At 66.7% G+C, this 22,910-nt stretch carries 25 protein-coding genes; 4 read left to right on the forward strand and 21 right to left on the reverse strand.

Annotated features, from left to right (window positions below):
• Positions 1 to 21 precede the first annotated feature (21 nt).
• The 13 genes from miaA to IXW21_RS10435 all read right to left on the reverse strand — a co-directional run bounded on the left by miaA (position 22) and on the right by IXW21_RS10435 (position 13,103).
• Positions 22 to 960 carry a tRNA (adenosine(37)-N6)-dimethylallyltransferase MiaA gene (miaA, locus tag IXW21_RS10375; protein ID WP_323742215.1) on the reverse strand — a complete coding sequence of 313 codons (939 nt, stop codon included), beginning with the start codon at positions 958 to 960 and terminating at the stop codon, positions 22 to 24.
• Positions 957 to 2,504, reverse strand: a complete 1,548-nt coding sequence (gene miaB / locus IXW21_RS10380) for a tRNA (N6-isopentenyl adenosine(37)-C2)-methylthiotransferase MiaB (protein WP_194764184.1) — start codon at positions 2,502 to 2,504, stop codon at positions 957 to 959. The genes miaA and miaB overlap by 4 nt, the downstream gene beginning before the upstream one ends.
• A 63-nt stretch (positions 2,505 to 2,567) precedes the next feature.
• Positions 2,568 to 2,981 (reverse strand): regulatory protein RecX, encoded by a 414-nt coding sequence (locus IXW21_RS18560; RefSeq protein ID WP_323742216.1) that lies wholly within the window; start codon positions 2,979 to 2,981, stop codon positions 2,568 to 2,570.
• A gap of 497 nt (positions 2,982 to 3,478) precedes the next feature.
• The gene (recA, locus tag IXW21_RS10390) at positions 3,479 to 4,525 is read right to left on the reverse strand and encodes a recombinase RecA (protein WP_194764186.1); all 1,047 of its coding nucleotides are present in this window, start codon (positions 4,523 to 4,525) and stop codon (positions 3,479 to 3,481) included.
• Positions 4,526 to 4,787: 262 nt separating this feature from the next.
• On the reverse strand, positions 4,788 to 5,012 hold the full coding sequence (locus IXW21_RS10395) for a DUF3046 domain-containing protein (RefSeq protein ID WP_194764187.1): 225 nt from the start codon (positions 5,010 to 5,012) through the stop codon (positions 4,788 to 4,790).
• A gap of 21 nt (positions 5,013 to 5,033) precedes the next feature.
• On the reverse strand, positions 5,034 to 5,342 hold the full coding sequence (locus IXW21_RS10400; RefSeq protein ID WP_045280478.1) for a helix-turn-helix domain-containing protein: 309 nt from the start codon (positions 5,340 to 5,342) through the stop codon (positions 5,034 to 5,036).
• Between the two features lie 141 nt (positions 5,343 to 5,483).
• Positions 5,484 to 5,966 (reverse strand): CinA family protein, encoded by a 483-nt coding sequence (locus tag IXW21_RS10405; protein ID WP_194764188.1) that lies wholly within the window; start codon positions 5,964 to 5,966, stop codon positions 5,484 to 5,486.
• Positions 5,963 to 6,535: a CDP-diacylglycerol--glycerol-3-phosphate 3-phosphatidyltransferase gene (pgsA, locus tag IXW21_RS10410; RefSeq protein WP_194764189.1), complete on the reverse strand. Its 573-nt coding sequence runs from the start codon at positions 6,533 to 6,535 to the stop codon at positions 5,963 to 5,965. The genes IXW21_RS10405 and pgsA overlap by 4 nt, the downstream gene beginning before the upstream one ends.
• On the reverse strand, positions 6,535 to 9,264 hold the full coding sequence (locus IXW21_RS10415; protein WP_194764190.1) for an FtsK/SpoIIIE family DNA translocase: 2,730 nt from the start codon (positions 9,262 to 9,264) through the stop codon (positions 6,535 to 6,537). Before IXW21_RS10415 ends, pgsA begins: the two co-directional genes overlap by 1 nt.
• Positions 9,265 to 9,344: 80 nt before the next feature.
• A complete protein-coding gene (locus IXW21_RS10420) occupies positions 9,345 to 9,839 on the reverse strand; it encodes a GNAT family N-acetyltransferase (protein WP_194764191.1) in 495 nt (164 codons plus the stop codon).
• Positions 9,840 to 9,904: 65 nt separating this feature from the next.
• Complete coding sequence (locus tag IXW21_RS10425; RefSeq protein WP_194764192.1) at positions 9,905 to 11,581, reverse strand: ribonuclease J; 1,677 nt, start codon at positions 11,579 to 11,581, stop codon at positions 9,905 to 9,907.
• A gap of 68 nt (positions 11,582 to 11,649) precedes the next feature.
• Positions 11,650 to 12,627 carry a 4-hydroxy-tetrahydrodipicolinate synthase gene (gene dapA, locus IXW21_RS10430; protein WP_056308113.1) on the reverse strand — a complete coding sequence of 326 codons (978 nt, stop codon included), beginning with the start codon at positions 12,625 to 12,627 and terminating at the stop codon, positions 11,650 to 11,652.
• A gap of 29 nt (positions 12,628 to 12,656) precedes the next feature.
• Positions 12,657 to 13,103 carry an EF-Tu/IF-2/RF-3 family GTPase gene (locus IXW21_RS10435; protein WP_194764193.1) on the reverse strand — a complete coding sequence of 149 codons (447 nt, stop codon included), beginning with the start codon at positions 13,101 to 13,103 and terminating at the stop codon, positions 12,657 to 12,659.
• Between the two features lie 36 nt (positions 13,104 to 13,139).
• Between IXW21_RS10435 and IXW21_RS10440 the strand changes: the two genes are divergently transcribed.
• Positions 13,140 to 13,679, forward strand: a complete 540-nt coding sequence (locus IXW21_RS10440) for an NUDIX domain-containing protein (RefSeq protein ID WP_194764194.1) — start codon at positions 13,140 to 13,142, stop codon at positions 13,677 to 13,679.
• 43 nt (positions 13,680 to 13,722) lie between these two features.
• Here the strand turns inward: IXW21_RS10440 and IXW21_RS10445 are convergent, their stop codons facing one another.
• Genes IXW21_RS10445 through IXW21_RS10455 form a run of 3 tightly spaced genes read right to left on the reverse strand, consistent with a single transcriptional unit; the run spans position 13,723 to position 15,766 of the window.
• Positions 13,723 to 14,484: an SDR family NAD(P)-dependent oxidoreductase gene (locus tag IXW21_RS10445; RefSeq protein WP_194764195.1), complete on the reverse strand. Its 762-nt coding sequence runs from the start codon at positions 14,482 to 14,484 to the stop codon at positions 13,723 to 13,725.
• Entirely contained in the window at positions 14,484 to 14,960 is a 477-nt protein-coding gene (locus tag IXW21_RS10450) for a dihydrofolate reductase (RefSeq protein WP_194764196.1), read from the reverse strand. The genes IXW21_RS10445 and IXW21_RS10450 overlap by 1 nt, the downstream gene beginning before the upstream one ends.
• Positions 14,957 to 15,766, reverse strand: coding sequence for a thymidylate synthase (locus tag IXW21_RS10455; RefSeq protein WP_194764197.1), 810 nt, complete (start codon positions 15,764 to 15,766; stop codon positions 14,957 to 14,959). The genes IXW21_RS10450 and IXW21_RS10455 overlap by 4 nt, the downstream gene beginning before the upstream one ends.
• Before the next feature lie 95 nt (positions 15,767 to 15,861).
• Between IXW21_RS10455 and IXW21_RS10460 the strand changes: the two genes are divergently transcribed.
• From IXW21_RS10460 to IXW21_RS10470, 3 genes are all read left to right on the forward strand, one after another.
• On the forward strand, positions 15,862 to 16,272 hold the full coding sequence (locus tag IXW21_RS10460) for a thioredoxin family protein (protein WP_194764198.1): 411 nt from the start codon (positions 15,862 to 15,864) through the stop codon (positions 16,270 to 16,272).
• A 22-nt stretch (positions 16,273 to 16,294) separates the two neighbouring features.
• The gene (locus IXW21_RS10465; protein WP_194764199.1) at positions 16,295 to 16,828 is read left to right on the forward strand and encodes a DUF4395 domain-containing protein; all 534 of its coding nucleotides are present in this window, start codon (positions 16,295 to 16,297) and stop codon (positions 16,826 to 16,828) included.
• Between the two features lie 83 nt (positions 16,829 to 16,911).
• Positions 16,912 to 17,337: an OsmC family peroxiredoxin gene (locus IXW21_RS10470; RefSeq protein ID WP_194764200.1), complete on the forward strand. Its 426-nt coding sequence runs from the start codon at positions 16,912 to 16,914 to the stop codon at positions 17,335 to 17,337.
• 6 nt (positions 17,338 to 17,343) lie between these two features.
• Here IXW21_RS10470 and IXW21_RS10475 read toward each other — a convergent pair whose 3' ends face one another.
• The 5 genes from IXW21_RS10475 to IXW21_RS10495 form a co-directional block, all read right to left on the reverse strand.
• Positions 17,344 to 17,778 (reverse strand): hypothetical protein, encoded by a 435-nt coding sequence (locus IXW21_RS10475; RefSeq protein ID WP_194764314.1) that lies wholly within the window; start codon positions 17,776 to 17,778, stop codon positions 17,344 to 17,346.
• Positions 17,778 to 18,518, reverse strand: a complete 741-nt coding sequence (gene dapB / locus IXW21_RS10480) for a 4-hydroxy-tetrahydrodipicolinate reductase (protein WP_194764201.1) — start codon at positions 18,516 to 18,518, stop codon at positions 17,778 to 17,780. The genes IXW21_RS10475 and dapB overlap by 1 nt, the downstream gene beginning before the upstream one ends.
• 85 nt (positions 18,519 to 18,603) lie before the next feature.
• Entirely contained in the window at positions 18,604 to 19,206 is a 603-nt protein-coding gene (locus tag IXW21_RS10485) for a histidine phosphatase family protein (protein WP_194764202.1), read from the reverse strand.
• 80 nt (positions 19,207 to 19,286) lie between these two features.
• Positions 19,287 to 20,315, reverse strand: coding sequence for an aldo/keto reductase (locus IXW21_RS10490; RefSeq protein WP_194764203.1), 1,029 nt, complete (start codon positions 20,313 to 20,315; stop codon positions 19,287 to 19,289).
• Positions 20,316 to 20,531: 216 nt separating this feature from the next.
• Entirely contained in the window at positions 20,532 to 22,808 is a 2,277-nt protein-coding gene (locus IXW21_RS10495; RefSeq protein WP_194764204.1) for a polyribonucleotide nucleotidyltransferase, read from the reverse strand.
• Positions 22,809 to 22,910 lie beyond the last annotated feature (102 nt).

Here is a 22,910-nt window from a genome sequence, read left to right on the forward strand (position 1 = left end):
GATCTCACCCCTCACCGACATTCAGGACTCGAGCAGGTCTCGGGCGCGGATCGGCGCGCCGTGCCAGGAGAGTTCCGGATAGCGCTTGAACCACGAGACCTGACGCCGTGCGTACCGGCGGGTGAGGGCCTGCGTCTCGGCGATGGCCTCGGCACGCGTGAGCCGGCCGTCGAGCTGCGCCAGAGCCTGGGCGTAACCGATGGCACGCTGCGCAGTGGTGCCGCTTTCGAGCCCGTGCGCACGCAGTGCCTCCACTTCTGCGAGAAGCCCTGCCTGCCACATGCGCTCCACCCTCGCGTCGAGACGCTCGACGAGATCAGCACGCTCGAGGTGAAGACCCACGATGCGCGTATCCGCCCGCCAGAGCTCCGGACGCACAGGCAGGGCCGCGCCGTGGGTGGCGCTCCCCTGTTCGAGGACCTCGAGAGCACGGATCACGCGTCGACCGTTGCGCGGATCCACACGGGCTGCCGTCGCCGGATCCAGCGATCGGAGGCGGTCGAGCAGCACGTCGATACCCAGCGACTCCAGCTCGCGCTCCAGGCGCTCACGGGTGGCGGCGTCACGCGGCGGGAAGGCGAAGTCGTAGACGACGCTGGACACATAGAGGCCGGACCCTCCGACGAGGATCGCGTCTCCACCTCGATTCTGGATGTCGGCGATGGCAGCACGAGCCAACGGCTGGTACCACGCCACAGCAGCCTCTTCGTCGACAGCACGGACGTCGAAGAGATGGTGACGGATTCCTCGGCGCTCAGCCTCGGGAACCTTCGCCGTGCCGATGTCCATGCCACGGTAGAGCTGCATCGCGTCGGCGTTGACGATCTCGGCAGGGTTGCCACGGTCACGCAGAGTCTCGGCGAGGTCGAGCGCGAGGTCGCTCTTTCCCGTGCCGGTCGCCCCGACGATCGCCCAGAGCCGCGTCCGAGGAGTGGCCGGCGCGGAGTCCGCTTCTGTCACACGCCCACGCGAAGGGAAGGAAGCCCCAAGGAGACGGCGCGCGGTGCACCGTCGGAGATAGCGGCCGGGACCGCGCAGGACTCGGCTTGACCGCGATCCCATGCGTCACCGCCGCGCGTACGCCTGATGCGCAACGATGTCCCCGTCGGGTCGTCAGCGAGCAGGTGGAACGGAGCAGCGTGGGTGACGGTCACGGTGACGGCGTCGCCGGGTCGAGGCACTGCCGACTCCGAGGGCACCTCGAAGTGCACCAGTCGGTTGTCCTGCGCGCGCCCCGTGAGTCGGTGGGTCGCAGAGTCCTTCTTTCCCTCACCCGTCGAGACGATCACCTCGATCTCGCGGCCGACCTGCTTCTGGTTCTCCTCGAGAGAGATCCGCTCCTGCAGCGCGAGCAGACGTTCGTACCGCTCCTGCACGACCGCTTTCGGGATCTGACCCTCCATCGTGGCCGCGGGCGTGCCCTCGCGGATCGAGTACTGGAAGGTGAACGCGCTCGCGAATCGCGCCTGTTCCACGACACGCAGGGTGTCTTCGAAGTCCTCATCGGTCTCGCCGGGGAATCCGACGATGATGTCGGTCGTGATGGCGGCGTTCGGGATCCTGTCACGGACACGATCGAGGATGCCGAGGAACTTCTCGCTCCGGTATGAGCGCCGCATCGCTTTGAGGATGCGGTCGCTGCCGGATTGCAGAGGCATGTGCAGCTGAGGCATGACGTTGGGCGTCTCCGCCATGGCGTCGATGACGTCATCGGTGAACGCCGCCGGGTGCGGGCTCGTGAAACGGATGCGCTCGAGACCCTCGATCTCACCGACCGCGCGCAGCAGCTTGCCGAATGCCTGACGATCGCCGAACTCGACCCCGTAGGAGTTGACGTTCTGGCCGAGCAGTGTGACCTCGATGGCGCCGTCGTCGACGAGAAGGCGGATCTCGTTGAGGATGTCTCCCGGACGGCGGTCCTTCTCCTTGCCGCGAAGGCTCGGCACGATGCAGAACGTGCAGGTGTTGTTGCAGCCGACGGAGATCGAGACCCAGCCGCTGTGCGCCGAGTCGCGCTTCGTGGGAAGAGTCGAGGGGAACACCTCGAGTGATTCGAGGATCTCGAGCTCGGCCTCGCCGTTGTGGCGTGCGCGCTCGAGCAGGCTGGGGAGGGACCCCATGTTGTGCGTGCCGAACACCACATCGACCCACGGGGCCTTGTCGAGCACCGCCTGCTTGTCCATCTGAGCGAGGCACCCGCCGACCGCGATCTGCATCCCGTCTTTGCGACGCTTGACGGCGGCCAGCTGTCCGAGAGTCCCGTAGAGCTTGCCTGCCGCGTTGTCACGAACAGCACAGGTGTTGATGATCACGACGTCGGGTTCGTCGCCCTCGGTGGCGCGCGTGTACCCGGCGCTCTCGAGAGAGCCCGACAGCCGTTCGGAGTCGTGGACGTTCATCTGGCAGCCGAATGTGCGCACTTCATATGAGCGCCGGCGCCCATCGCGGTCGATTGCTGCTGACGACGATGTGATGATCGTCGGTTCACTGCGCGGGATAGTCATGATGCTCCCATTCTACGAGCGAGCGTCAACTGAGACTCTGCAGCGATGCCGGCGCCGCAGCCGTCAGTCCGACTCCACGAACCGAACGCCCGACGACGGACGCTCGCGGGTGACCTCGGCAAGAGCGGTCTTCGCCGCAGACATCGCGACCGAGCCGTTGTACCCGCGTCGGGCGAGCTGGCCCATGAGACGACGGAGTGCGGTGTCGTGCTCGAGCCGAGCGAGCGACGATGCCTTGGTGCGCGCGAACTCGAGGGCGCGAGCCTCATCGTCGTCAGGAAGTTCCGAGAGTGCGGACTCGATCACTTCGCGCGGAATGCCCCGCTGCGAAAGCGCACGCGAGAGCGCGACCCTCCCCTGCCCCTTGCGCTCGACGCCCGCGGTGATCAGCTGCTCAGCGAGGACACCGTCGTCGAGGTATCCACGTCGTCCGAACTCGTCGAGCACGTCGTCGATCTGGGCAGAGTCGAGACGCACCCCCTCCCGTTCGAATCCGCGCAGCACGAGACGCGCTTCAGAGATCGACAGTGAGCGTGTGCGCAGCTTTCGAACGAGCACTTCTTCGGCAGACGTACGGAGCTCCTCGACGCTCGGGGCGTCTGCTGAGGACTCCGGTTCACCCGTGAACTCCAACGCTCGCAGGCGCGGGGACGAATGGCCTCCCCCACGGGCCGGGTGACTCTCACTCGGGGACCCTTCACGTCCACCTCGCGCAGACTCGCTGCGCGGAGCACGTCGGCGCATGTCAGAGGCCGCGCCGCTCCACGTCGAATGCCACGACGCAGGGTCGGATGCGGACGCCGACTCGCTGTGGCGCTCTGGTGCAGAAGCATCCGACTGCGCCGAATCGGCCAGAGGGTCCTCTGCGCGGATCTGGGTCGTGGACGAGCCCGCGGCCGATGCCTTGGCTCCGAAGAGCGGGATGATGGGAGCGAGCCGCTCGGACTCGCTCCCGCCGTCACGATCGACCATGATCAGGCCGGGCGACGCTCGGCGAGCTCATCAGCAGGTCCGTCTGCTACGGCCCCGCCGATACCGAGCTTCTGCTTGATCTGCGTCTCGATCGCCAGAGCGACGTCAGGGTTCTTGAGGAGGAACGACCGCGCGTTCTCCTTGCCCTGGCCGAGCTGATCGCCGTCGTAGGTGTACCACGAGCCCGACTTCTTCACGATGGCGTGCTCGACACCGAAATCGATCAAGCTGCCCTCTCGCGAGATGCCCACACCGTAGAGGATGTCGAACTCCGCCTGCTTGAAAGGCGGAGCCATCTTGTTCTTCACGACCTTGACCCTGGTGCGGTTTCCGACCGCGTCGGTGCCGTCCTTCAGAGTCTCGATACGGCGGATGTCCATGCGGACGGACGCGTAGAACTTCAGCGCCTTTCCACCCGCCGTGGTCTCAGGGGATCCGAAGAACACACCGATCTTCTCGCGCAGCTGGTTGATGAAGATCATCGTCGTGTTGGTCTGATTCAGCCCACCGGTGAGCTTTCGCAGTGCCTGAGACATCAGTCGAGCCTGGAGACCCACGTGCGAGTCACCCATCTCACCTTCGATCTCGGCGCGAGGCACGAGCGCGGCCACGGAGTCGATGACGATCAGATCGATCGCGCCGGAACGCACGAGCATGTCTGCGATCTCGAGAGCCTGCTCACCCGTGTCGGGCTGAGAGACGAGAAGCGCGTCGATGTCGACACCGAGCTTCGCTGCGTAGTCGGGATCGAGCGCGTGCTCGGCATCGATGAATGCCGCGATGCCGCCGGCGCGCTGAGCGTTCGCGATCGCGTGCAGGGTGAGAGTCGTCTTACCCGAGGACTCCGGTCCGTAGATCTCGACGATGCGACCACGCGGGAGGCCTCCGACGCCGAGAGCGACGTCGAGAGCGATGGAACCGGTCGGGATGACGGCGACGGGTGCGCGCTCGTCGCTGCCCAGCCGCATGACCGAGCCCTTTCCGAACTGACGGTCGATCTGGGCGAGGGCGGTCTCGAGGGACTTCTCGCGGTCAGCGGGTGATGGCATGGCGTGCTCCTTATGCTCGCGTGGTGCCGCCTGTAGGCTGTCGCGGTCCTCCCGGTTGGGCGGAACTCTCCGACAAGGCGTATGGCTCTTCGGCCTGTCTTCACCGTACGAGGAGCCTCCGACATTGCGTCGCTGGCATCCAGGAAGTCGGGATGACGGTACCTCTGAACCACTTGTGCAGAACACTACGCCCGGTTCGAACGCATCTTCGACGACACGCCGAAGATCTGTCCGTGAAACCCGGAGAGTCTCGAACAGGGCGTCAGCGTCGGCGCGGCTCGAGACGACCCGCGCCGTGACGGCGCTCGATAGGGACATCCGCCTCGACGCACAGCGCCAGCCAGATGTCGCGAGGAGCGACGCCGTCGTCAAGTGCGGCCTCTGCGGTGCTACCACCGAGCTGGGTCAGCACGAGGTCGCTGACGAGCGACGAGCCTCGAGCTCCGAACTCCGCGTCCACGGCGCGAAGGAACTCACTTCGACGCATAGAGAGGAAGAGCCGCGCCGCTCAGCGCAGCGAGAGCTCTGGTTCGACGGAGGCCACGAGGTCGTCGGGAACGACGTCGGGGAACACCTGGATTCCTTCGAGAACCGAGATGCGGTCGCCGACCTCGCGCATGATGGTGGAGATCGGGACATCGAGTGCATCGGCGACAGATGCGAGGATCTCGCTCGACGCCTCTTTCTGTCCGCGCTCCACCTCGCTGAGGTAGCCGAGAGCCACTGACGCCTTGCTCGCGACCTGACGAAGGGTGCGTCCCTTCTGCAGGCGGAAGTCCCTCAACACGTCACCGATTTCCTGCCGTACGAGAATCATCGGAACCTCCTCCCAGATCGCCTTTCGGGGCCATACCCCGATCGAATCGCCAGTCTAGTCGCACTGACCTTCACAGAACCTACCTTTGCACGCTGTGCTTTGGGTGTGAGCACATAGACGAGAACCACGCGATGGCGTCGACTATTCCCGCATCACCCGATCGAGCAGCGCCAGCACCGCATCCACCGCCTGCGCCCTGATCTCCGTCCGCTCGCCGTCGAACAGAAACGCCTCGCTCTGCGAGACGTCCGGGGTCACGACCGCGACGTGCACGGTACCGACGGGTTGCCCGTCTGGTGAATCGGGCCCGGCGATTCCGGTGGTCGCGATGCCCACATCCGCTCGCCGACCGTCGATCCGGACTGCATCACGCACACCGTCCGCCATCTGCACTGCGACCTCCGCATGGACAGGCCCGTGCGCACGCAACAGCTCGTCGTCGACGCCCAGCAGAGTGTGCTTGACAGGTGTCGCGTAGGCGACGATGGCTCCGTTCAGCACAGCGGATGCTCCGGGAACGGCCACGAGTTCCGAGGCGACCGCACCACCCGTCAAGGACTCCGCGACACCCAGAGTCCAGCCGCGTGCTGCCAGGGCGGCCAGGGCCGAGGCAGCGACCGTCATGACTGTCGAGATCCTCGCACCTGCGCGACGATGTAGTCGATGCCACTCACCACGGTGAGGATGAGCACGATGACCATCAGGACGAGCGTGACGAGCACCCACGCATCGACGCCGATGAACACGTGCAGTGGGAGAACCGCCCACGAGAGAGCCACTCCCTGGACTGCGGTCTTGATCTTGCCCATCCACGCGGCGGCGACCACGTGCTCCTTCGCGACCACGAGCCTGTGAACTGTGATCCCCCACTCCCGGATGAGGATGATGATCACGATCCACCAGTCGAGTTCAGCGAGCACAGCGAGCCCGATGAACCCCGCCCCGGTCAGAAGCTTGTCGGCGATGGGGTCCCAGAGCTTGCCGAAGTCGCTGACGATCTCGTAACGCCGTGCGAGGTACCCGTCGACCCAGTCGGTGGAGATCGCGACGATGAAGAGCACCGCAGCGACCCACCGCACCGCGATGTCATCGAGGCCGTACGTCCCGCCGAGCAGGAGCAGGACGAAGAAGACGAGGGCGAGCGGGATACGCGCCACCGTGATCGCATTGGGCAGCTGCCGAGGAATGCCCATCAGTCGCGTCCCGTCAGGCCCCAGGCGTCTTCGTCGCCCTCGGCTTCGACGACGGGGAGTCCCTCGAACTGGGACTCGACGGGATCGTGCGCGGCCGCCCCCGCACCGGTCGTGGCGCCGGACGCCGGAGAAACGGACGCCGGCGACGCCGCAGGCGCGTCGTCGCCACGGAGCTTGGCCATCACCTGCGGAAGCTGCTCGACGGTCGCCAGCACGTCACGCGCCTTCGACCCTTCGGATGGGCCGACGATCTCCCGGGACTCGAGCAGATCCATGAGACGCCCGGCCTTGGCGAAGCCCACGCGCAGCTTGCGCTGCAACATGGACGTCGAACCGAACTGCGACGAGATGATGAGTTCGGCAGCGGCGAGCAGAAGCTCGAGATCGTCTCCGATGTCCTCGTCGACCTCTTTCTTCTTGGTCGGCTCCATCGCCTCCGCCACATCCGAGCGGTAGTCCGGTCGTGCCTGACGGGTCACGTGCTTGACGACCGCGTCGATCTCCTTCTCGTCGACCCACGCTCCCTGCAAGCGGAACGGCTTCGACGAGCCCATGGGTGAGAACAGAGCGTCACCCTGACCGATGAGCTTGTCGGCGCCGGGGCTGTCGAGAATGACGCGGCTGTCCGTGACGCTGGTCACGGCGAAGGCCAGACGCGAGGGCACGTTCGCCTTGATCAGACCGGTCACGACGTCGACGCTGGGTCGCTGGGTGGCGAGAACCAGGTGGATCCCCGACGCACGGGCGAGCTGGGTGATACGTACGATCGAGTCCTCGACGTCACGCGGCGCGACCATCATCAGGTCGGCGAGCTCGTCGACGACGACGAGCAGATAAGGGTACGGCTTGAGAACCCGCTCGCTGCCCACCGGGACCTCGACCTCTCCCGCCCGCACCGCCCGGTTGAAGTCGTCGATGTGACGGAACCCGAACGACGCGAGGTCGTCGTACCGCATGTCCATCTCCTTCACGACCCACTGCAGCGCCTCGGCGGCCTTCTTGGGGTTCGTGATGATGGGGGTGATGAGGTGCGGCACGCCCGCGTAGCTCGTGAGCTCGACGCGCTTGGGGTCGATCAGCACCATCCGCACGTCCGAAGGCCGCGCGCGCATCAACAGGCTCGTGATCATCGAGTTGACGAAGCTCGATTTACCGGATCCGGTGGAACCGGCCACGAGCAGGTGCGGCATCTTCGCGAGGTTCGCGGTGACGAAGTTGCCGCCCACATCCTTGCCGACGCCGATCGTGAGCGGATGGGTGTTCTTCAGCGCGGCCTGCGAGCGGAGGACGTCGCCGAGCGCGACGGTCTCGCGGTCGGTGTTCGGGATCTCGATCCCGATGGCACTCTTGCCCGGGATCGGCGACAGGATGCGCACGTCGTTCGAGGCGACCGCATAGGCGAAGTTGTTGCTGAGCTGGAGGATCTTCTCGACCTTGACGCCGTGACCGACCTCGACCTCGTACTGGGTGACCGTCGGACCGCGGGAGAATCCGGTCACCTTGGCGTCGACGTTGAACTGCGAGAGCACGCTTGTGATCTGCTCGACGATGCGATCGTTGGCCTCTGACCGCGCGACCGACGGCGGGCCCTCGGCGAGCACCCCGGGCGACGGAAGGATGTAGGGGGCGACGGGCGCCTGGGGTCCGCGGTCGCCCGGACCGTCGGTGCCGAAGCCGTCGAGACCCGGGAGCTCCGGCATCTCGCCCGTGTCTGATTCGTCATCGAGCAGAGCGGTCGTCTGCTGCTCGGCGAGAGCGTCGGTCACGGACCGCACGTCGGACAGGACCTCGGTGGCGGCGTCGGACGAGACGGCAGGGTTCACCACGGTGACCGCCTGATCGTACGCAGGTGTCGCGTCGGTGGTGGTCAGGAGCGCGGTGATGTCATCGGAGCCGAGGGTGCCCTCGTCGGGGTCCTCCTCGCGACCGGTCTTGTTCCGTCGCCACCACGGCAGCACATCGGGGTCGTCGACCTTGTCGGCGTCATCGATCGCCGCAGATTCCTTGGCGGGCTTCTCGACACGCTCGGCGTCGAACATCCACGCATACAGGTCACCGAGACGATGACCGATGCGGTTGGGTGGTGTCTTCGTCAGGATCAGCACACTGAGGATCGCCAGCAGCGAGAGCACGATGTACGCCGGGATCGTCGTCAGGTAGCTCAGCGGCTGCCCGATGATCCAGCCGAACAGACCGCCCGCGGCACTGAGAGCGACCATGCCCTGTTGAGGCTGCGGCAGCCCCCCTGCGACGTGGCAGAAGCCTGCGAGTGTGATCATCAGAAGGCCGAAGCCGATGCCGATGCGCCCGTTGTCGTGGACGGATGAAGGGTGTCGGAAGAGCCAGCCCGCGAGGATCAGCAGCAGCACGGGGAAGATGAAGGCCATTCGACCGATCAGGAGACCGACCGAGTATGCGCTGATGTTGGTCGCGACCTCGTTGCCGATGAAGAACCATTCGTTCACCGCACCGGCGATCGCGAGAAGCACCAGGAGCAGGGGGAACCCGTCGCGCCGGTCGTCCTTCTCGAGTGTCTCCGGCCCGAACGCGCGGAAGATCCCGCCCACCGCGTGAGCGATCCCGCCCCATGCGCGGACGATCACCGGCGGCTTGTCGAGTTCGTCGATGTACTTCTTCGGCGCGGCCTGAGCCTTCGGCGCGGCCTGCCTCTTGGGCCGAGGCGTGGCGCTGTCGGACGCGCGCGCTGATTTCGTGGTGCTCCTGGCCATGCTCTCACGTTACGGCCAGCAGCCGACAATGCCCCTCAATGACGCGGCTTTCCGCGGTCTTCGGAACCCGCAGGAGCACATCACGACACGCGATGCACCATCGTGTCACGAGCAGGTCCGCTGTCCGTGACGAGGAAACCCTCGGACCTGTACATGCTCCGGGCGAAGTTGTCGCGCTCCACGCTGAGGCTGATCCGCGCGTGCCCTTGCTCGCCGGCGTGGACGAGGAGGCGACGCAACAGCGTACGTCCGACCCCATGCGCCCGCCAGATCGGCTGCACACCGATGATCAGTTCGGGTACCGCCGTTCCCGCGAAACCGAAGCCCGGGTCATCCTGCGCCAGCATCCGATACCAGGCAGCGCCGATCGGTTGCCCGCCTGAATCGACGGCGATGAATCCGGCGTCCGCCGGACGCATCCATCCCGCAAGGTATCTGCGGTGTTCGACGGACGTCAGGATCTCATGCCGCGCCCGGGCTCCACCCGAGCGCCAGTTCGCCGCCTCGACGACCATGTCGCCGAGAAAGCTCCCGTCAGCCTGCACGGCGGGTCTGATCGAGTAGGCGTCCGACATGCACAGAGCATACGGTGCGCGCGTTACGGCCGAATGTCGCTCGACTGTGAACGTGCGGCCACAGGTCAGGCCTCGATCACCAGCGGGACGATCATCGGGCGGCGGCGGAGCTTCTGGTTGACCCAACGACCGATGGTGCGGCGGATGACCTGCGACAGCGCGTGGGTGTCGCGGACTCCGTTGCCTGAGGCCTCCTTGAGTGCCGCGATGATCTTCGGAGTCACGTCGTCGAACACCGAGTCGTCCTCGGCGATTCCGCGCGCGTGGATCTCCGGGCCGGAGATGATCCGTCCGGTCTGCGCATCGACGACGACGATGATGGAGACGAAGCCCTCTTCGGCGAGGATGCGGCGGTCCTTGAGGTCGGCGTCCGTGATCGCTCCGACGGTCGAGCCGTCGACGTAGACGAAGCCGAGGTCGAGCTGGCCGACCACGCGGGCGTCGCCGTCCTTGAGGTCGATGACCGTGCCGTTCGAGGCGATGATCGTGCGCTCCTCCTCGACACCGGTGTCCTGCGCGAGCTTCGCATTCGCGATCAGGTGACGGTACTCGCCGTGCACGGGCAGTACGTTCTTCGGCTTGAGGATGTTATAGCAGTAGATCAGTTCGCCGGCAGCGGCGTGCCCCGAGACGTGCACCTTGGCGTTGGCCTTGTGTACGACATTCGCGCCGAGCTTCGTGAGGCCGTCGATCACGCGGTACACGGCGTTCTCGTTGCCGGGGATCAGGCTCGAGGCGAGGATGACGGTGTCGCCCGGGCCCGGTTCGATCGCGTGATCGAGGTTGGCCATGCGGCTGAGCACGGCCATCGGCTCGCCCTGCGACCCCGTGGACATGTAGACGATCTTGTCGTCGGGGAGGTCGCGGGCCTTCTTGTAGTCGATGAGCAGCCCGCTCGGCACCTTCAGGTAGCCGAGGTCCTCGGCTATCGTCATGTTCCGCAGCATGCTGCGTCCGAGCAGGGCGACGCGGCGCCCGTGCGCATGAGCCGCGTCGAGAACCTGCTGCACGCGGTGCACGTGGCTGGAGAAACTCGCCACGATGACGCGGCGCGGCGCCTTGCCGATCACCTGGTCGAGCACGGGCCCGATCGAGCGCTCGGTGGGCGTGAATCCGGGTACGTCGGCGTTGGTCGAGTCGACGAGGAACAGGTCGACTCCTTCCTCACCGAGGCGCGCGAACGCGCGGAGATCCGTGATCCGACCGTCGAGCGGAAGCTGGTCCATCTTGAAGTCGCCGGTGGCGAGCACCAGGCCCGCGGGCGTGCGGATCGCGACAGCGAGCGCGTCCGGGATCGAGTGGTTGACCGCGACGAACTCGAGGTCGAACGGACCGACCTGTTCGCGCTGCCCTTCCTTCACGGTGAGCGTGAAGGCCTTGATGCGGTGCTCCTTGAGCTTCGCCTCGACGAGAGCGAGCGTGAGGCCCGATCCGATGACGGGGATGTCGCTCTTCAGACGGAGCAGGTACGGCACTGCGCCGATGTGGTCCTCGTGACCGTGGGTCAGAACCACTCCGACGATGTCGTCGAGGCGTCCCTTGATCGGTTCGAAGTCGGGCAGGATCAGGTCGACGCCCGGCTGGTGCTCTTCGGGGAAGAGCACGCCGCAGTCGACGATCAGGATCTTGCCGTCGAACTCGAAGATCGTCATGTTGCGGCCGATCTCGCCGAGTCCGCCGAGCGGGGTGACCCGCAGCGTCCCCTCGTCGAGTGCTGCGGGTTCTGCGATCGGGGTGGACATGCTGTCTCCTCAGTCGGACACTCCACGCGTCCGTTCGTTCGTTGTGACGCGGCTCACCGCGCCCGATGTCAGCGGGTCGTGCCGTGCACCTTCGGCAGGGCACCGCCCGCGGCCGCGTTGCGATCGGGGCGGAAGTTGGAGAAGTCAGCGCCCGGAACGTCCTTCACGAGATCGAGCTCGTCCTCGATGAGGGCGGCCTCCCACTCTTCGGGACCGACGAGCGGCAGACGGACGCGCGGGCTCGAGATTCGGCCGAGTCCGTGCAGGATGTACTTCGCCGCGACCGTGCCCGGCACGTGTGTCATGACGGCGCGCACCAGCGGCTCCAGGCGCTTGTGCTCCGCTGTCGCAGTGGTGAGATCGCCGCGGTTCACGGCGTCGATGATCGTGCGGTACGGGGTCGCGGCGATGTTCGCCGTCACGCCGATCAGGCCGGTGGCACCGATCGCGAGGTGCGGAAGCACATTCGCGTCATCACCGGAGAAGTACATGAGGTCGGTCTGGTTGAGCACGCGGCTCACTTCGGAGAAGTCGCCCTTTGCGTCCTTCACGGCGAGGATGTTCGGGTGCTTCGCGAGTCGCAGGATGGTCTCGTACTTGATCGGCACGCCCGTGCGGCCCGGGATGTCGTAGAGGATCACCGGGAGGTCGGTGGCGTCGGCCACCAGACGGAAGTGGGTCAGGATGCCGGCCTGCGTGGGCTTGTTGTAGTACGGCGTGACGATCATGATGCCGTCGGCGCCGGCCTTCTCGCTGGCCTTGTACAGCTCGATCGCGTGAGCAGTCTCGTTGGATCCGCCACCCGTGATGATCTTGGCGCGGCCGGCCGATACCGACTTGCCGATCTCGACGAGCTTGAGCTTCTCGGGGTCCGTGAGGGTCGAGGTCTCGCCGGTCGTTCCCGTCACGACGATTCCGTCAGCACCGGCGGTGATGACATCATCGATGTGCTTCTCGACGGCGGGCCAATCGACTTCACCGTCGGCCGTCATCGGAGTGACGAGCGCGACGAGAACCTGTCCGAAAGGGTTGCCCGAGTGCGTCATGCCCCCAAGCGTATCGGTTCGCGTGCCGCTCACGCAGACGAGGCCGGGCGGATGACGTCTCCGCGGGCGAGCTCGATCTTCTCGCGGAGCACCAGACCGGACAGCTCTCCCGCCGTCACCTCTTTCACGTGCTTCCGGAACATCTCAATGCCGGTGATCCGCGTCTGCGCCTGCGGAGCTCCGTCGCGCAACACCACGATGTCGTCATCCACTCGTAGCACGCCAGACGTGACCGTGCCCGTCGCCACTGTTCCGCGTCCGGTGATGGTGAAGACGTCCTCGACCAGGAACTCTGTCGACCCCGAGGGCACCGACAGCGAAGAGGACGCCGGAACGCGAGTGCTGTCGCCCGTCGCCGTCTCCCCTGCGACGCCGGCGGTCATCGCAGCGAGTCGCGCGGCCTCCGCTTCGTTGTACCGGCGCAGCATCTCGTTGGCGTCCTCAGAGTCGCGCTTGCGCCCGAACAACCATCCCATGCAGTCGATACTAGGTATCCGCATAGGCTCGACTCCATGGCATGGGTCACACGCGAGTCGTCGACGGTGTACGAGAACCGATGGATCGAGGTGCGAGAGGACCAGGTCACTGGACCCGGGGGCGAGGGGATCTACGGCGTGGTGACCATGCGGCATCCGGCGGTCTTCGTCGTCGCGCTCGATGAGGAAGACCGCGTCTGTCTCGTCACGCTCGAGCGCTACACGACCGGCGTATCGATCGAGGTGCCCGCCGGCCGGAGCGACGGCGAGGACCCGCTCGTCGCCGCACAGCGTGAGCTGCTCGAGGAGACGGGATTCGTCGCAGCGGAGTGGACACCGCTCGGAACCATGAACGCCCTGAACGGGATAGCCCACGCGCCGGAGCATGTGTTCCTCGCCCGCAGGCTGACCCCGGCGGACGACTCGGCGCACACCCAGGCGGAAGAAGGCATCGATGCCGTCATCTGGGTGCCGTTCTCCGAAGCGCTCGACATGATCGCCGACGGTCGGATCACCGATGGAGAGACGGTGGCAGCGATCGCCTACGCAGGCATCCGTCTGGGCAGATTCCGCTGATCAGCGGAGTGCACTGAGCATCGGAGCGCCCTCGGCATCCAGGTCAGACGCGACCTCGTCGGGCGACGCCGGAGGTGAGCGCACTGGGCAGCAGGCTCGCTATGCCGACGATGGCTTTGTAGCGCAGCGACGGGATCGAGACGGCCTTACCCCGCGCAGCATCTCGGAGCCCCTCACGGACGACATCGCGCGCGTCGAGCCACATGAACGCCGGAACACCCTCGTGCCCGGGTGCGAGCCCCATCCGCTCGTGGAACGACGTATGCGTGAAACCGGGGCACACCGCCGTCACGCTCACCCTGTCTCGGGCGTACTCGACGTTCGCCCAGCGGCTGAATCCGATGAGCCAGGCCTTGCATGCCGAGTACGTCGAGCGCGAGATGAATCCGGCGACGGACGAGACGTTGATGATGCGGCCGCCGCGACCGCGCATGGTCTGGAGAGCAGCGTGCATGAGGCGCATCGACGCCTCGACGTGGACGCGGAGATGCCGCACCTCTTCGTCGATGTCGTTGTCGGCGAACTGCAGCGGCAGGCCGAATCCGGCATTGTTGATGAGCAGATCCACCGGGTCGGAGGAGTCGCGGAGGCGGGCGGCGACGCGGTCGACGTCGGTGGCCACGGCGAGATCCGCCACGAGGATCTCGACCGCGATGCCGTACTCGCTGCGGAGCTCAGCGGCGACGTTCTCGAGAGCATCCGCCGACCGGGCGACGAGCACGAGGTCGGCGCGACGACGTGCGAGCTGACGGGCGAACTCGACGCCCAGCCCGGCGCTGGCCCCCGTGATGAGTGCGGTGGGCATCAGCGCTCGTAGCCGAGGAAACGGTAGCGGACACCCGAGCGAGAGGTCTGCCACTCCCCCTCGTCGACCACTCGCCATCCCGCCTTGGACGGGGCGTGCGCGTCGCCGTCGACATCGAGGTCGAGTTCGGTGACCTCGAGACGGTCGGCATCGGCGATCACGAGTCGGAAGATCTCGGCCCCGCCGATGATCCAGACCTTCTCCTGTCCCCGCACCGCTTCGACGACCGACGCCGCACGACGAGCGCCGACCGCGGACCAGTCCTGCTGGCGTGTGATGACGATGTTCTCGCGCCCCGGCAGGGGTCGGAACCGCTCGGGGAGAGAATCCCAGGTCTTGCGCCCCATGATCACCGGGGCACCTGACGTGATCTCCTTGAAATGCGCAAGATCCTCGGGCACATGCCACGGCATGCCACCCTCGGCGCCGATCACACCGTCGTGCGCCTCGGCCCAGATCAGGCCCACCCAGGTCACACCGCCACCGCCGCCCGGATCGCTGCGTGGTGCTGGTAGCCCTCGACGACGAAGTCGTCATAGGCGTAGTCGGAGATCGTCTCGGGCTTCCGCGCGAAACGCAGAGTCGGATACGGATAGGCGTCTCTGCTGAGCTGCTCGCGCACCTGATCGAGGTGGTTGTCGTAGATGTGGCAGTCGCCGCCCGTCCAGACGAAGTCGCCGGGCTCGAGTCCGACCTGCTGAGCGACCATCAGCGTCAGCAGCGCGTAGGAGGCGATGTTGAAGGGCACGCCGAGGAACAGGTCGGCGCTGCGCTGATAGAGCTGACAGGACAGCTTGCCGTCCGCGACGTAGAACTGGAAGAGAGCGTGGCACGGAGCGAGCGCCATGTCAGGGATGTCCGCAGGGTTCCACGCCGACACGATCAGGCGTCGGGAATCGGGAGACGTGCGGATCTGGTCGATCACGTCGCTCAGCTGGTCGATGCTCTCGCCGTCGGGCGTCGGCCACGACCGCCACTGCACTCCGTAGACCGGGCCGAGGTCGCCCGAGGCGTCCGCCCACTCGTCCCAGATCGTGACGCCGTTGTCCTGCAGCCACCTCACGTTGGAATCGCCTCTGAGGAACCAGAGCAGCTCGTAGGCGATCGACTTGAAGTGCACGCGCTTCGTCGTGATCAGCGGAAAGCCCTGCGACAGGTCGAAGCGGATCTGCCTGCCGAAGACGCTGGTCGTCCCCGTGCCGGTGCGATCCGACTTGTGCGTGCCGGACTCCAGCACGTCGCGGAGCAGATCTTCGTACGGCGTCGGGACGGCTGCGCTCATGTCCCCCAGACTACCGCGCGCAGGGACGGCGAGTCCGATCGTCACGATGCGACACATCGACCCTCACGCCCGCCGCACGACCGTATTCTCGATGCATGTCCCCCGCACTCGCGCTCGGAATCGCTGCGGCGCTCGTCGTGCTCGCCGCGGCGGTCGGGGTCACGCTGCGCCTCCTGGACGGACGGCGCCATAACGGCGGACATCTCCGATTCGATCCGGCCGACGCTGCAGCCGACCTCGGCTCTCGCGCGACCCTCGTGCAGTTCAGCACCGAGATGTGCACGCGCTGCCCGCAGGTGCGGCGTATGCTCACCGGTTACGCCTCTGCGAACGAAGACGTACGGCATCTCGAGGTGGATCTGACGCATCGCCCCGACCTCTCCGCGAGGTACAAGGTCATGCAGACCCCCACGACGTTCGTCGTCGACGCGTCCGGAGCCGTCCGTGCACGGTTCCACGGCGTGCCCCACCGCCACGCCCTCGACGAAGCTCTCACGTCCGTCTGAGGCAGGAAGGACCAGATCAGAGATGACCACACCGGCAGGTATCGATCCCCGCGGCCCCCGCTTCGCAGCCACGATCACAGCCGTGCTGCTGCTCGCGGCCACCTTTCTCGGCCTCATCGGCACCTCGACGGCGAGGTCGTTCGGCACCTCCTCCGACACATGGGCGATCGTCGCGGCGTCGACGGGACAGCGCGCTCTCGACCCCGCGTTCCTTCTCACGGTCGTGATCGCCCTGCTGTTCGTGTGGAGCGTGCTGTCCCCCGCGACGGCGCCGTGGGGCGTCGTGTTCCGCAGGTTCGTACGGCCGCGGCTCGCACCGCCCGCCGAGCTGGAGGACCCTCGCCCTCCGCGCTTCGCGCAGGGCGTGGGCCTCTTCGTCGTCACGATCGGACTCGTCCTGCACCTGCTCGGAGTGCCGTGGGCGCTGCCGATCGCGACAGCCGCCGCGTTCATCGCCGCCTTCCTCAACGCCGCGTTCTCGTTCTGCCTCGGCTGCCAGATCTACCTGCTTCTGCAGCGTGCCGGCATCCTCGGACGGGCGCCTTCCGCGGCCTGAGCGCGGTTCCGCCGGGCGCTCCGGGTCGATAGGCTGACCTCACACGCGAGCGCATATCCCGCGGCGCGAGAACCGGAGGAATCATGCCCGTCACCAGTGAAGCCACCACCACCTGGACCGGATCCCTCGCGGAGGGCTCGGGCACTGTCGCCTTCTCCTCGTCGAAGCTCGGCACCTTTCCGATCAACTGGAAGGCCCGCAGCGAGGGCAGCGACACCACAACGACACCGGAAGAGCTGATCGCTGCGGCTCACGCCTCGTGCTTCAGCATGGCGCTCTCTCACGCGCTCTCCGAGAACGGCACGCCGCCGGAGCGCGTCAACACCAGCGCGTCGGTCACCTTCAAGCCCGGCACGGGCATCACCGGCAGCCACCTCAACGTCAATGCCGTGGTGCCCGGCATCACTGCGGAGGCACTCCAGGAGATCGCCGCGGGAGCCAAGGTCGGCTGCCCGGTGTCCCAGGCGCTGGCCGGCATCGAGATCACGCTCGAGGCCACACTCGCCTGAGCCGGGTCAGCCTCGAGAGAGGCGAATCGCCTCGCGGATGCTGGCGCGGGCGTCTTTGCGGCGCCCTGCCGCATCCTGAACGACGCCGAGGCGGTAACGGGCTCGCCAATCGCCGGGCGCGGACGCAGCCGCGTCGGCATAGCGTGCGATCAGCGGGCCGGCGTCCGCGCGCGCGATTCGACCACTCGGAGTGAGCTCGCTCTCGGCCTCGGGCATGCCGCCCTCAGCATCGAGTTCACGCCCGAGACGATCCGCGCCGAACCCGAACTGCATCTCGCGGACGAGCGCCCACCCGCCGATCGGCGCCAGCACGATCAGTGCGATCCCCATCCCGATCGAGACCGTTGTGCCCACCGCGAAGAACATCACCGCGAGCCAGACGCACACGGCGAGGTAGACCAGCAGTGCCCCGGCCATGAGTGCCACGCCGATCCGTGACATCACGAGCGGATGCCGATGTCGATCATGTTCTCGAGTCCGACGACGACACCGGTCGATGTCGCCGCGAACGGAACGGCGATGCGGATTCCAGGTGCATACGCGAGGGCGGGCTCGACCGTGTCATGCGTGAACGTCAACGACTCGCCGGGTCCCGACAGGATGACCTCCTGCTTGGCGACGACGCCGGGACGACGGAGGGAATGGATCGGCACGCTGCCCACCTGCTGGCCACGGGCCCTCTGGTCGGCGTGCGGCGCGCTGACAGGCCCCAGCTCGGCCCGCGCGGCCGCGATCAGCTCGGCCGTCCGCACGGCGGTGCCGCTGGGTGAATCGACCTTCTTCTCGTGGTGCGCCTCGACGATCTCGACCGATCCGAAGTACGGTGCGGCGGCCGCGGCCATCGCGGAGCCCAGCACAGAACCGAGCGAGAAGTTCGGGATGAAGACGATTCCTGTTCCGGAGTCCTCGACCAACGGGCGAACCAGCGCGATGCGCTCCGCAGACCATCCGGAGGTCGCGACGAGCACGTTGATGCCACGCTCCACGGCCGCTCGCACGACGTCGACACTCACCTGAGGCGTGGTCGCGTCGATCACGAGATCCGCTCCATCCAGCTCGGCGAGGTCGCTCTGAGAGGTGAGCACTCGGTTCACCTCGAAACCCTCGAGCTCGTTCACCACTGCGTGGATGATCGAGCCGAGCTTCCCGGTCCCGCCGACGAGAGCTACCTGAGTGGTCATGCGTCCAGTCTATTTCTCGACGGGAGCCTGCCACCGCTCACGCTCGGCGCGGCGAGCGAGAGCGCAGAGGGGATTGGTCCGAGGCTCAGACCGGCATGTGATCGGGAATGCCGGTGCGCAGTTCCACCGGCAGATGCCCGGTGTCGTTGTGCGTCAGCAGCGTCCAGGGACGCCCCTGCTTCTGGGCGATCACGGTGAGCCCGCAATGGGCCTGGTTCAGAGTCATCCATCGCCACTCCGGCGCTCCGAGCACCTCACGGACGAACCACGAGATCACGAAGTTGTGCGTGATCAGCACCTCGTGCACGTCACCCGGCTTGCGAACCAGGAACTCGTTGACCGCGTCGAACATCTGCGCGCGTCCGGCTTCGATCTCGGCGTCGGTGACCGAGCCGAAGAAGGGCTCGTACGCGGCAGGGGTCTCTTCGGTCATCCCGGTCGGCACGCAGTCGAACAGCAGCGCAGTGGCCTCCGGATCGACCGATGGCAGTCGCTCGGCGATGGCACGCGCCGTCTCAGCCGCACGCAGGAGGGGCGAATGCCAGACGGCGTCGAGCGGAAGCCCCGAGAGACGATCGGCGATCAACTCGGCCTGACGCTGACCTCGCGGCGAGAGCGGGCCGTCGGTGAGGCCGTGCTCGGCATCCTGGTGCTCGCCATGCCTGACCAGATATATGTAATGCGTCACTCACTCGCTCGCTTCATCGACAGCGTCCTCCGGAATCCCCTCCACCCTATGCCAGGTATGTGACGGGGGTGTGTCGACGCTCAGTTCCCGGCTCGAGTGAGGTCGGCGATCTGCACGCGCGACAGCGCGACACCCGCACCCTGCATGAGCTCGTCGACATGCTCGGCGGCGAACGCGTTCACGATCGGAGCGACGACGGTCCTCTGCGCGAGCAACCAGGCGATCGACACCGCAGCGACGGGGAGCGCGAGCTCGGCGGCGACCTGATCGAGAGCCTTGAGCACCTTCGTACCGCGTCGGTTGAGGTTGCCGCGCAGCTGCTCGCCACGCACGCTGCGCGAGGTGAGCGACTTGGTGCGGTGACGCCCGGAGAGGAACCCGTGCTCCAGGGCATGGGAGGGCGTGACCGCGAGGTTCTGAGCGCCCGCGACGAGTCTGAGATCGCCCTCGAACGCCTGGCGGCGGATGAGATTGTACGGCGAATCGATGACCTCGACGCGCGGGTAGCCGGCGGAGGCGAGGATGCGGGCCTCCACGAGACGCTCGGGGGCGAAGCCGTACGCGCCGAGCGCACCGACTTTGCCCGCCTCGACGAGCCACTCGACGGTCGCCAGGGTGTCTTCGAGATTCGTCGTCGCGTCGAGCGTGGCATCGAGGTAGAGGACGTCGATGCGCTCGACACCGAGACGCGTGAGCGAGCCTTCGACCGCGCGGACCAGGTTCGTTGACCCGAGGCCGGGATTATCGGCGTGCGCACCGATCCTGACGCTGAGCAGCGCGCTCTCGCGTCGTCCGCGGGAACGGAGCCATTGCCCGATGATGTGCTCGCTTCGTCCGCCGGAGAACCCGTCTGCCGTGTGGATGGCATTGCCACCGAACTCGACGTACCGATCGAGGATTCCGTGGCTGGTCTCGAGGTCGACGTTCCAGCCGAACTCGGCCGCTCCGAGCATCAGCGGGAATGTGTCGAATCCGGTCTCGCCGAGCGGAACACGAATGCCCTCCCCGACACCGGGACCCACGATCGGGATGGGAGCGGAAGGGTGCTCCGCAGCCTGCGCCTGCGCGCGCTCGGGCGGCGTCCCTGCGCCTACGCTGAACAACCGCATTTCCTCACCCCCGCGTCGATCGGTGCGATCCGATCTGCGTCACTGCCTTCGATGCACCCCCCGGTGCGTACTTCGAGGGTATTCGAGAACCGCGAACGCTCCGACCAATCCGTGGAACGGCGGGAAAACTTCCAATAACGGTTTGATCACATCGGATACGACGAAGCCCGGATCGTCGTAGTGGCGACCCGGGCTTCGTCTGCGGAGAGCTGTCGATTACTCGGCTGCGGCCTCTTCGGCAGGAGCAGCGTCCGCAGCGGGAGCATCGTCGAGCACGGGCTCGAGCGACAGCTTGCCGCGGTCGTCGATCTTCGTGATCTTCACGAGGATCTTCTGACCCACGGACAGCACGTCGTCGACGTTCTCGACACGCTTGCCACCGGCGAGCTTGCGCACCTCGGTGACGTGCAGCAGGCCGTCCTTGCCCGGGAGCAGCGAGACGAACGCACCGAACGTCGCGATCTTGACGACGGTTCCGAGGAACTGCTCGCCCACCTCGGGGTTGGTCGGGTTGGCGATCGCGTTGACCTGGGCACGGGCTGCCTCGGCCGAGGGACCGTCGGTCGCGCCGATGTAGACGGTGCCGTCCTCCTCGATGGAGATCTGCGCACCGGTCTCATCCTGGATCGCGTTGATCGTCTTGCCCTTCGGGCCGATCAGCTCACCGATCTTGTCGACCGGGATCTGCACGCTGATGACGCGAGGCGCGGTGGGCGCCATCTCGTCGGGAGCGTCGATCGCGGCGTTCAGGACGTTGAGGATCGTCAGACGCGCGTCGCGGGCCTGGGTCAGCGCGCCGGCGAGCACCGACGACGGGATGCCGTCGAGCTTCGTGTCGAGCTGGATCGCCGTGACGAACTCGCTGGTGCCGGCGACCTTGAAGTCCATGTCGCCGAGCGCGTCCTCCGCACCGAGGATGTCGGTGAGTGCGGCGTAGCGCGTCTCACCGTCGACCTCGTCGGAGACGAGACCCATCGCGATACCGGCGACGGCTGCGCGCAGCGGCACACCGGCGTTCAGCAGCGACAGGGTCGACGCGCAGACGGAGCCCATCGACGTCGAGCCGTTCGAGCTCAGCGCCTCGGAGACCTGACGGATCGCGTAGGGGAACTCCTCGCGGCTCGGCAGCACCGGCACGAGTGCGCGCTCGGCGAGGAAGCCGTGCCCGATCTCGCGACGCTTCGGCGAACCGACACGGCCGGTCTCACCGGTCGAGTAGGGCGGGAAGTTGTAGTGGTGCATGTAGCGCTTGCTCGTCGTGGGCGACAGCGAGTCGATCTGCTGCTCCATCTTGAGCATGTTCAGCGTGGTGACGCCCATGATCTGGGTCTCGCCGCGCTGGAAGATCGCCGAGCCATGAACGCGCGGGATGACCTGCACCTCTGCGTCCAGCGGACGGATGTCCGCCAGGCCACGGCCGTCCATGCGCACGCTCTCCGTGAGGATGCGGCCGCGGACGATCTTCTTCGTGACGGACTTGTACGCCGCGGAGAACTCGATCGGGGCTCCAGCCGGAAGGTTTCCGGCCTCGACCGCTTCGATGAGCTGCGCCTTGACGCGGTCCTTGACCTCGTCGTCCTTGCCCTGACGCTCCAGCTTGTCGGCGATCTGGTAGACGTTCACCAGGTCGTCGTACGAGCGCTCGGCAACGAAGTCGTAGACCTCGCTGGAGTACGGCGGGAAGACCGGGTACACGCCCGGCTCCTTCGCAGCGGTGGCTGCGAGCTCGGCCTGAGCCTTGACGAGCTGCGCGATGAAGGGCTTCGACGCTTCGAGACCCTGCGCGACGACAGTCTCGTCGGGCTTCGTGGCGCCGGCCTTGATCAGGTTCCAGCTGCCCTCGGTGGCCTCGGCCTCGACCATCATGATCGCGACGTCTTCGGTGCCGTCGGCCTTGGTGACGACACGACCGGCGACGATCAGGTCGAACACGGCCTCGCTGACCTGCTCGGCGGTCGGGAACGCGACCCACTGGTCGGCGTGCTCGCCGTGGCCGGGGATGAACGCGAGGCGCACGCCGGCGACGGGGCCCGAGAACGGGAGACCCGAGATCTGCGTCGACGCGGAGGCAGCGTTGATCGCGAGAGCGTCGTAGAACTCGCCCGGAGCGATGGAGAGAACGGTGATGACGATCTGGACCTCGTTGCGGAGGCCGTCGACGAACGACGGACGCAGCGGACGGTCGATCAGTCGGCAGACCAGGATCGCCTCGGTGGAGGGGCGTCCCTCGCGACGGAAGAACGAGCCGGGGATCTTGCCTGCTGCGTACGAACGCTCTTCGACGTCGACCGTCAGCGGGAAGAAGTCGAAGCCCTCACGCGGGTGCTTGCCTGCGCTCGTGGCCGAGAGGAGCATGGTCTCGCCGTCGAGGTACGCGGCGACTGCGCCCTGAGCCTGCTGCGCGAGGCGGCCGGTCTCGAAGCGGATGGTGCGGGTGCCGAAGCGGCCGTTGTCGAGAACGGCCTCGGTGGCGGTGATTTCAGGACCTTCCAAGAGGTCTCTCCTTCTTTGTTTAGACTCGCGAGTCCGTATGACGCGCGAGCGTGTTCATGAAGGAGCGGATGCGGCCGGATACGGGCGCGCGGGCATTCCCGC

The organism is Microbacterium sp. UFMG61, assembly GCF_015354505.1.
Taxonomy (GTDB): domain Bacteria; phylum Actinomycetota; class Actinomycetes; order Actinomycetales; family Microbacteriaceae; genus Microbacterium.

Excerpts from the sequence above, each read along its gene's own strand:
- dapB (WP_194764201.1), bottom strand. The coding sequence starts at position 18,518 with ATGACCACTCAGGTAGCTCTCGTCGGCGGGACCGGGAAGCTCGGCTCG.
- IXW21_RS10440 (WP_194764194.1), top strand. The coding sequence starts at position 13,140 with ATGGCATGGGTCACACGCGAGTCGTCGACGGTGTACGAGAACCGATGG.
- dapA (WP_056308113.1), bottom strand. The coding sequence starts at position 12,627 with ATGACGCACTCGGGCAACCCTTTCGGACAGGTTCTCGTCGCGCTCGTC.
- miaB (WP_194764184.1), bottom strand. The coding sequence starts at position 2,504 with ATGACTATCCCGCGCAGTGAACCGACGATCATCACATCGTCGTCAGCA.
- IXW21_RS10455 (WP_194764197.1), bottom strand. The coding sequence starts at position 15,766 with ATGAGCGCAGCCGTCCCGACGCCGTACGAAGATCTGCTCCGCGACGTG.
- IXW21_RS10460 (WP_194764198.1), top strand. The coding sequence starts at position 15,862 with ATGTCCCCCGCACTCGCGCTCGGAATCGCTGCGGCGCTCGTCGTGCTC.
- IXW21_RS10465 (WP_194764199.1), top strand. The coding sequence starts at position 16,295 with ATGACCACACCGGCAGGTATCGATCCCCGCGGCCCCCGCTTCGCAGCC.
- recA (WP_194764186.1), bottom strand. The coding sequence starts at position 4,525 with ATGCCATCACCCGCTGACCGCGAGAAGTCCCTCGAGACCGCCCTCGCC.
- IXW21_RS10420 (WP_194764191.1), bottom strand. The coding sequence starts at position 9,839 with ATGTCGGACGCCTACTCGATCAGACCCGCCGTGCAGGCTGACGGGAGC.
- IXW21_RS10490 (WP_194764203.1), bottom strand. The coding sequence starts at position 20,315 with ATGCGGTTGTTCAGCGTAGGCGCAGGGACGCCGCCCGAGCGCGCGCAG.
- IXW21_RS10425 (WP_194764192.1), bottom strand. The coding sequence starts at position 11,581 with ATGTCCACCCCGATCGCAGAACCCGCAGCACTCGACGAGGGGACGCTG.
- IXW21_RS10470 (WP_194764200.1), top strand. The coding sequence starts at position 16,912 with ATGCCCGTCACCAGTGAAGCCACCACCACCTGGACCGGATCCCTCGCG.
- IXW21_RS10475 (WP_194764314.1), bottom strand. The coding sequence starts at position 17,778 with ATGTCACGGATCGGCGTGGCACTCATGGCCGGGGCACTGCTGGTCTAC.
- IXW21_RS10395 (WP_194764187.1), bottom strand. The coding sequence starts at position 5,012 with ATGCGTCGAAGTGAGTTCCTTCGCGCCGTGGACGCGGAGTTCGGAGCT.
- IXW21_RS10435 (WP_194764193.1), bottom strand. The coding sequence starts at position 13,103 with ATGGGATGGTTGTTCGGGCGCAAGCGCGACTCTGAGGACGCCAACGAG.
- pgsA (WP_194764189.1), bottom strand. The coding sequence starts at position 6,535 with ATGGGCATTCCTCGGCAGCTGCCCAATGCGATCACGGTGGCGCGTATC.
- IXW21_RS10415 (WP_194764190.1), bottom strand. The coding sequence starts at position 9,264 with ATGGCCAGGAGCACCACGAAATCAGCGCGCGCGTCCGACAGCGCCACG.
- IXW21_RS10445 (WP_194764195.1), bottom strand. The coding sequence starts at position 14,484 with ATGCCCACCGCACTCATCACGGGGGCCAGCGCCGGGCTGGGCGTCGAG.
- IXW21_RS10405 (WP_194764188.1), bottom strand. The coding sequence starts at position 5,966 with ATGACGGTCGCTGCCTCGGCCCTGGCCGCCCTGGCAGCACGCGGCTGG.
- IXW21_RS10400 (WP_045280478.1), bottom strand. The coding sequence starts at position 5,342 with ATGATTCTCGTACGGCAGGAAATCGGTGACGTGTTGAGGGACTTCCGC.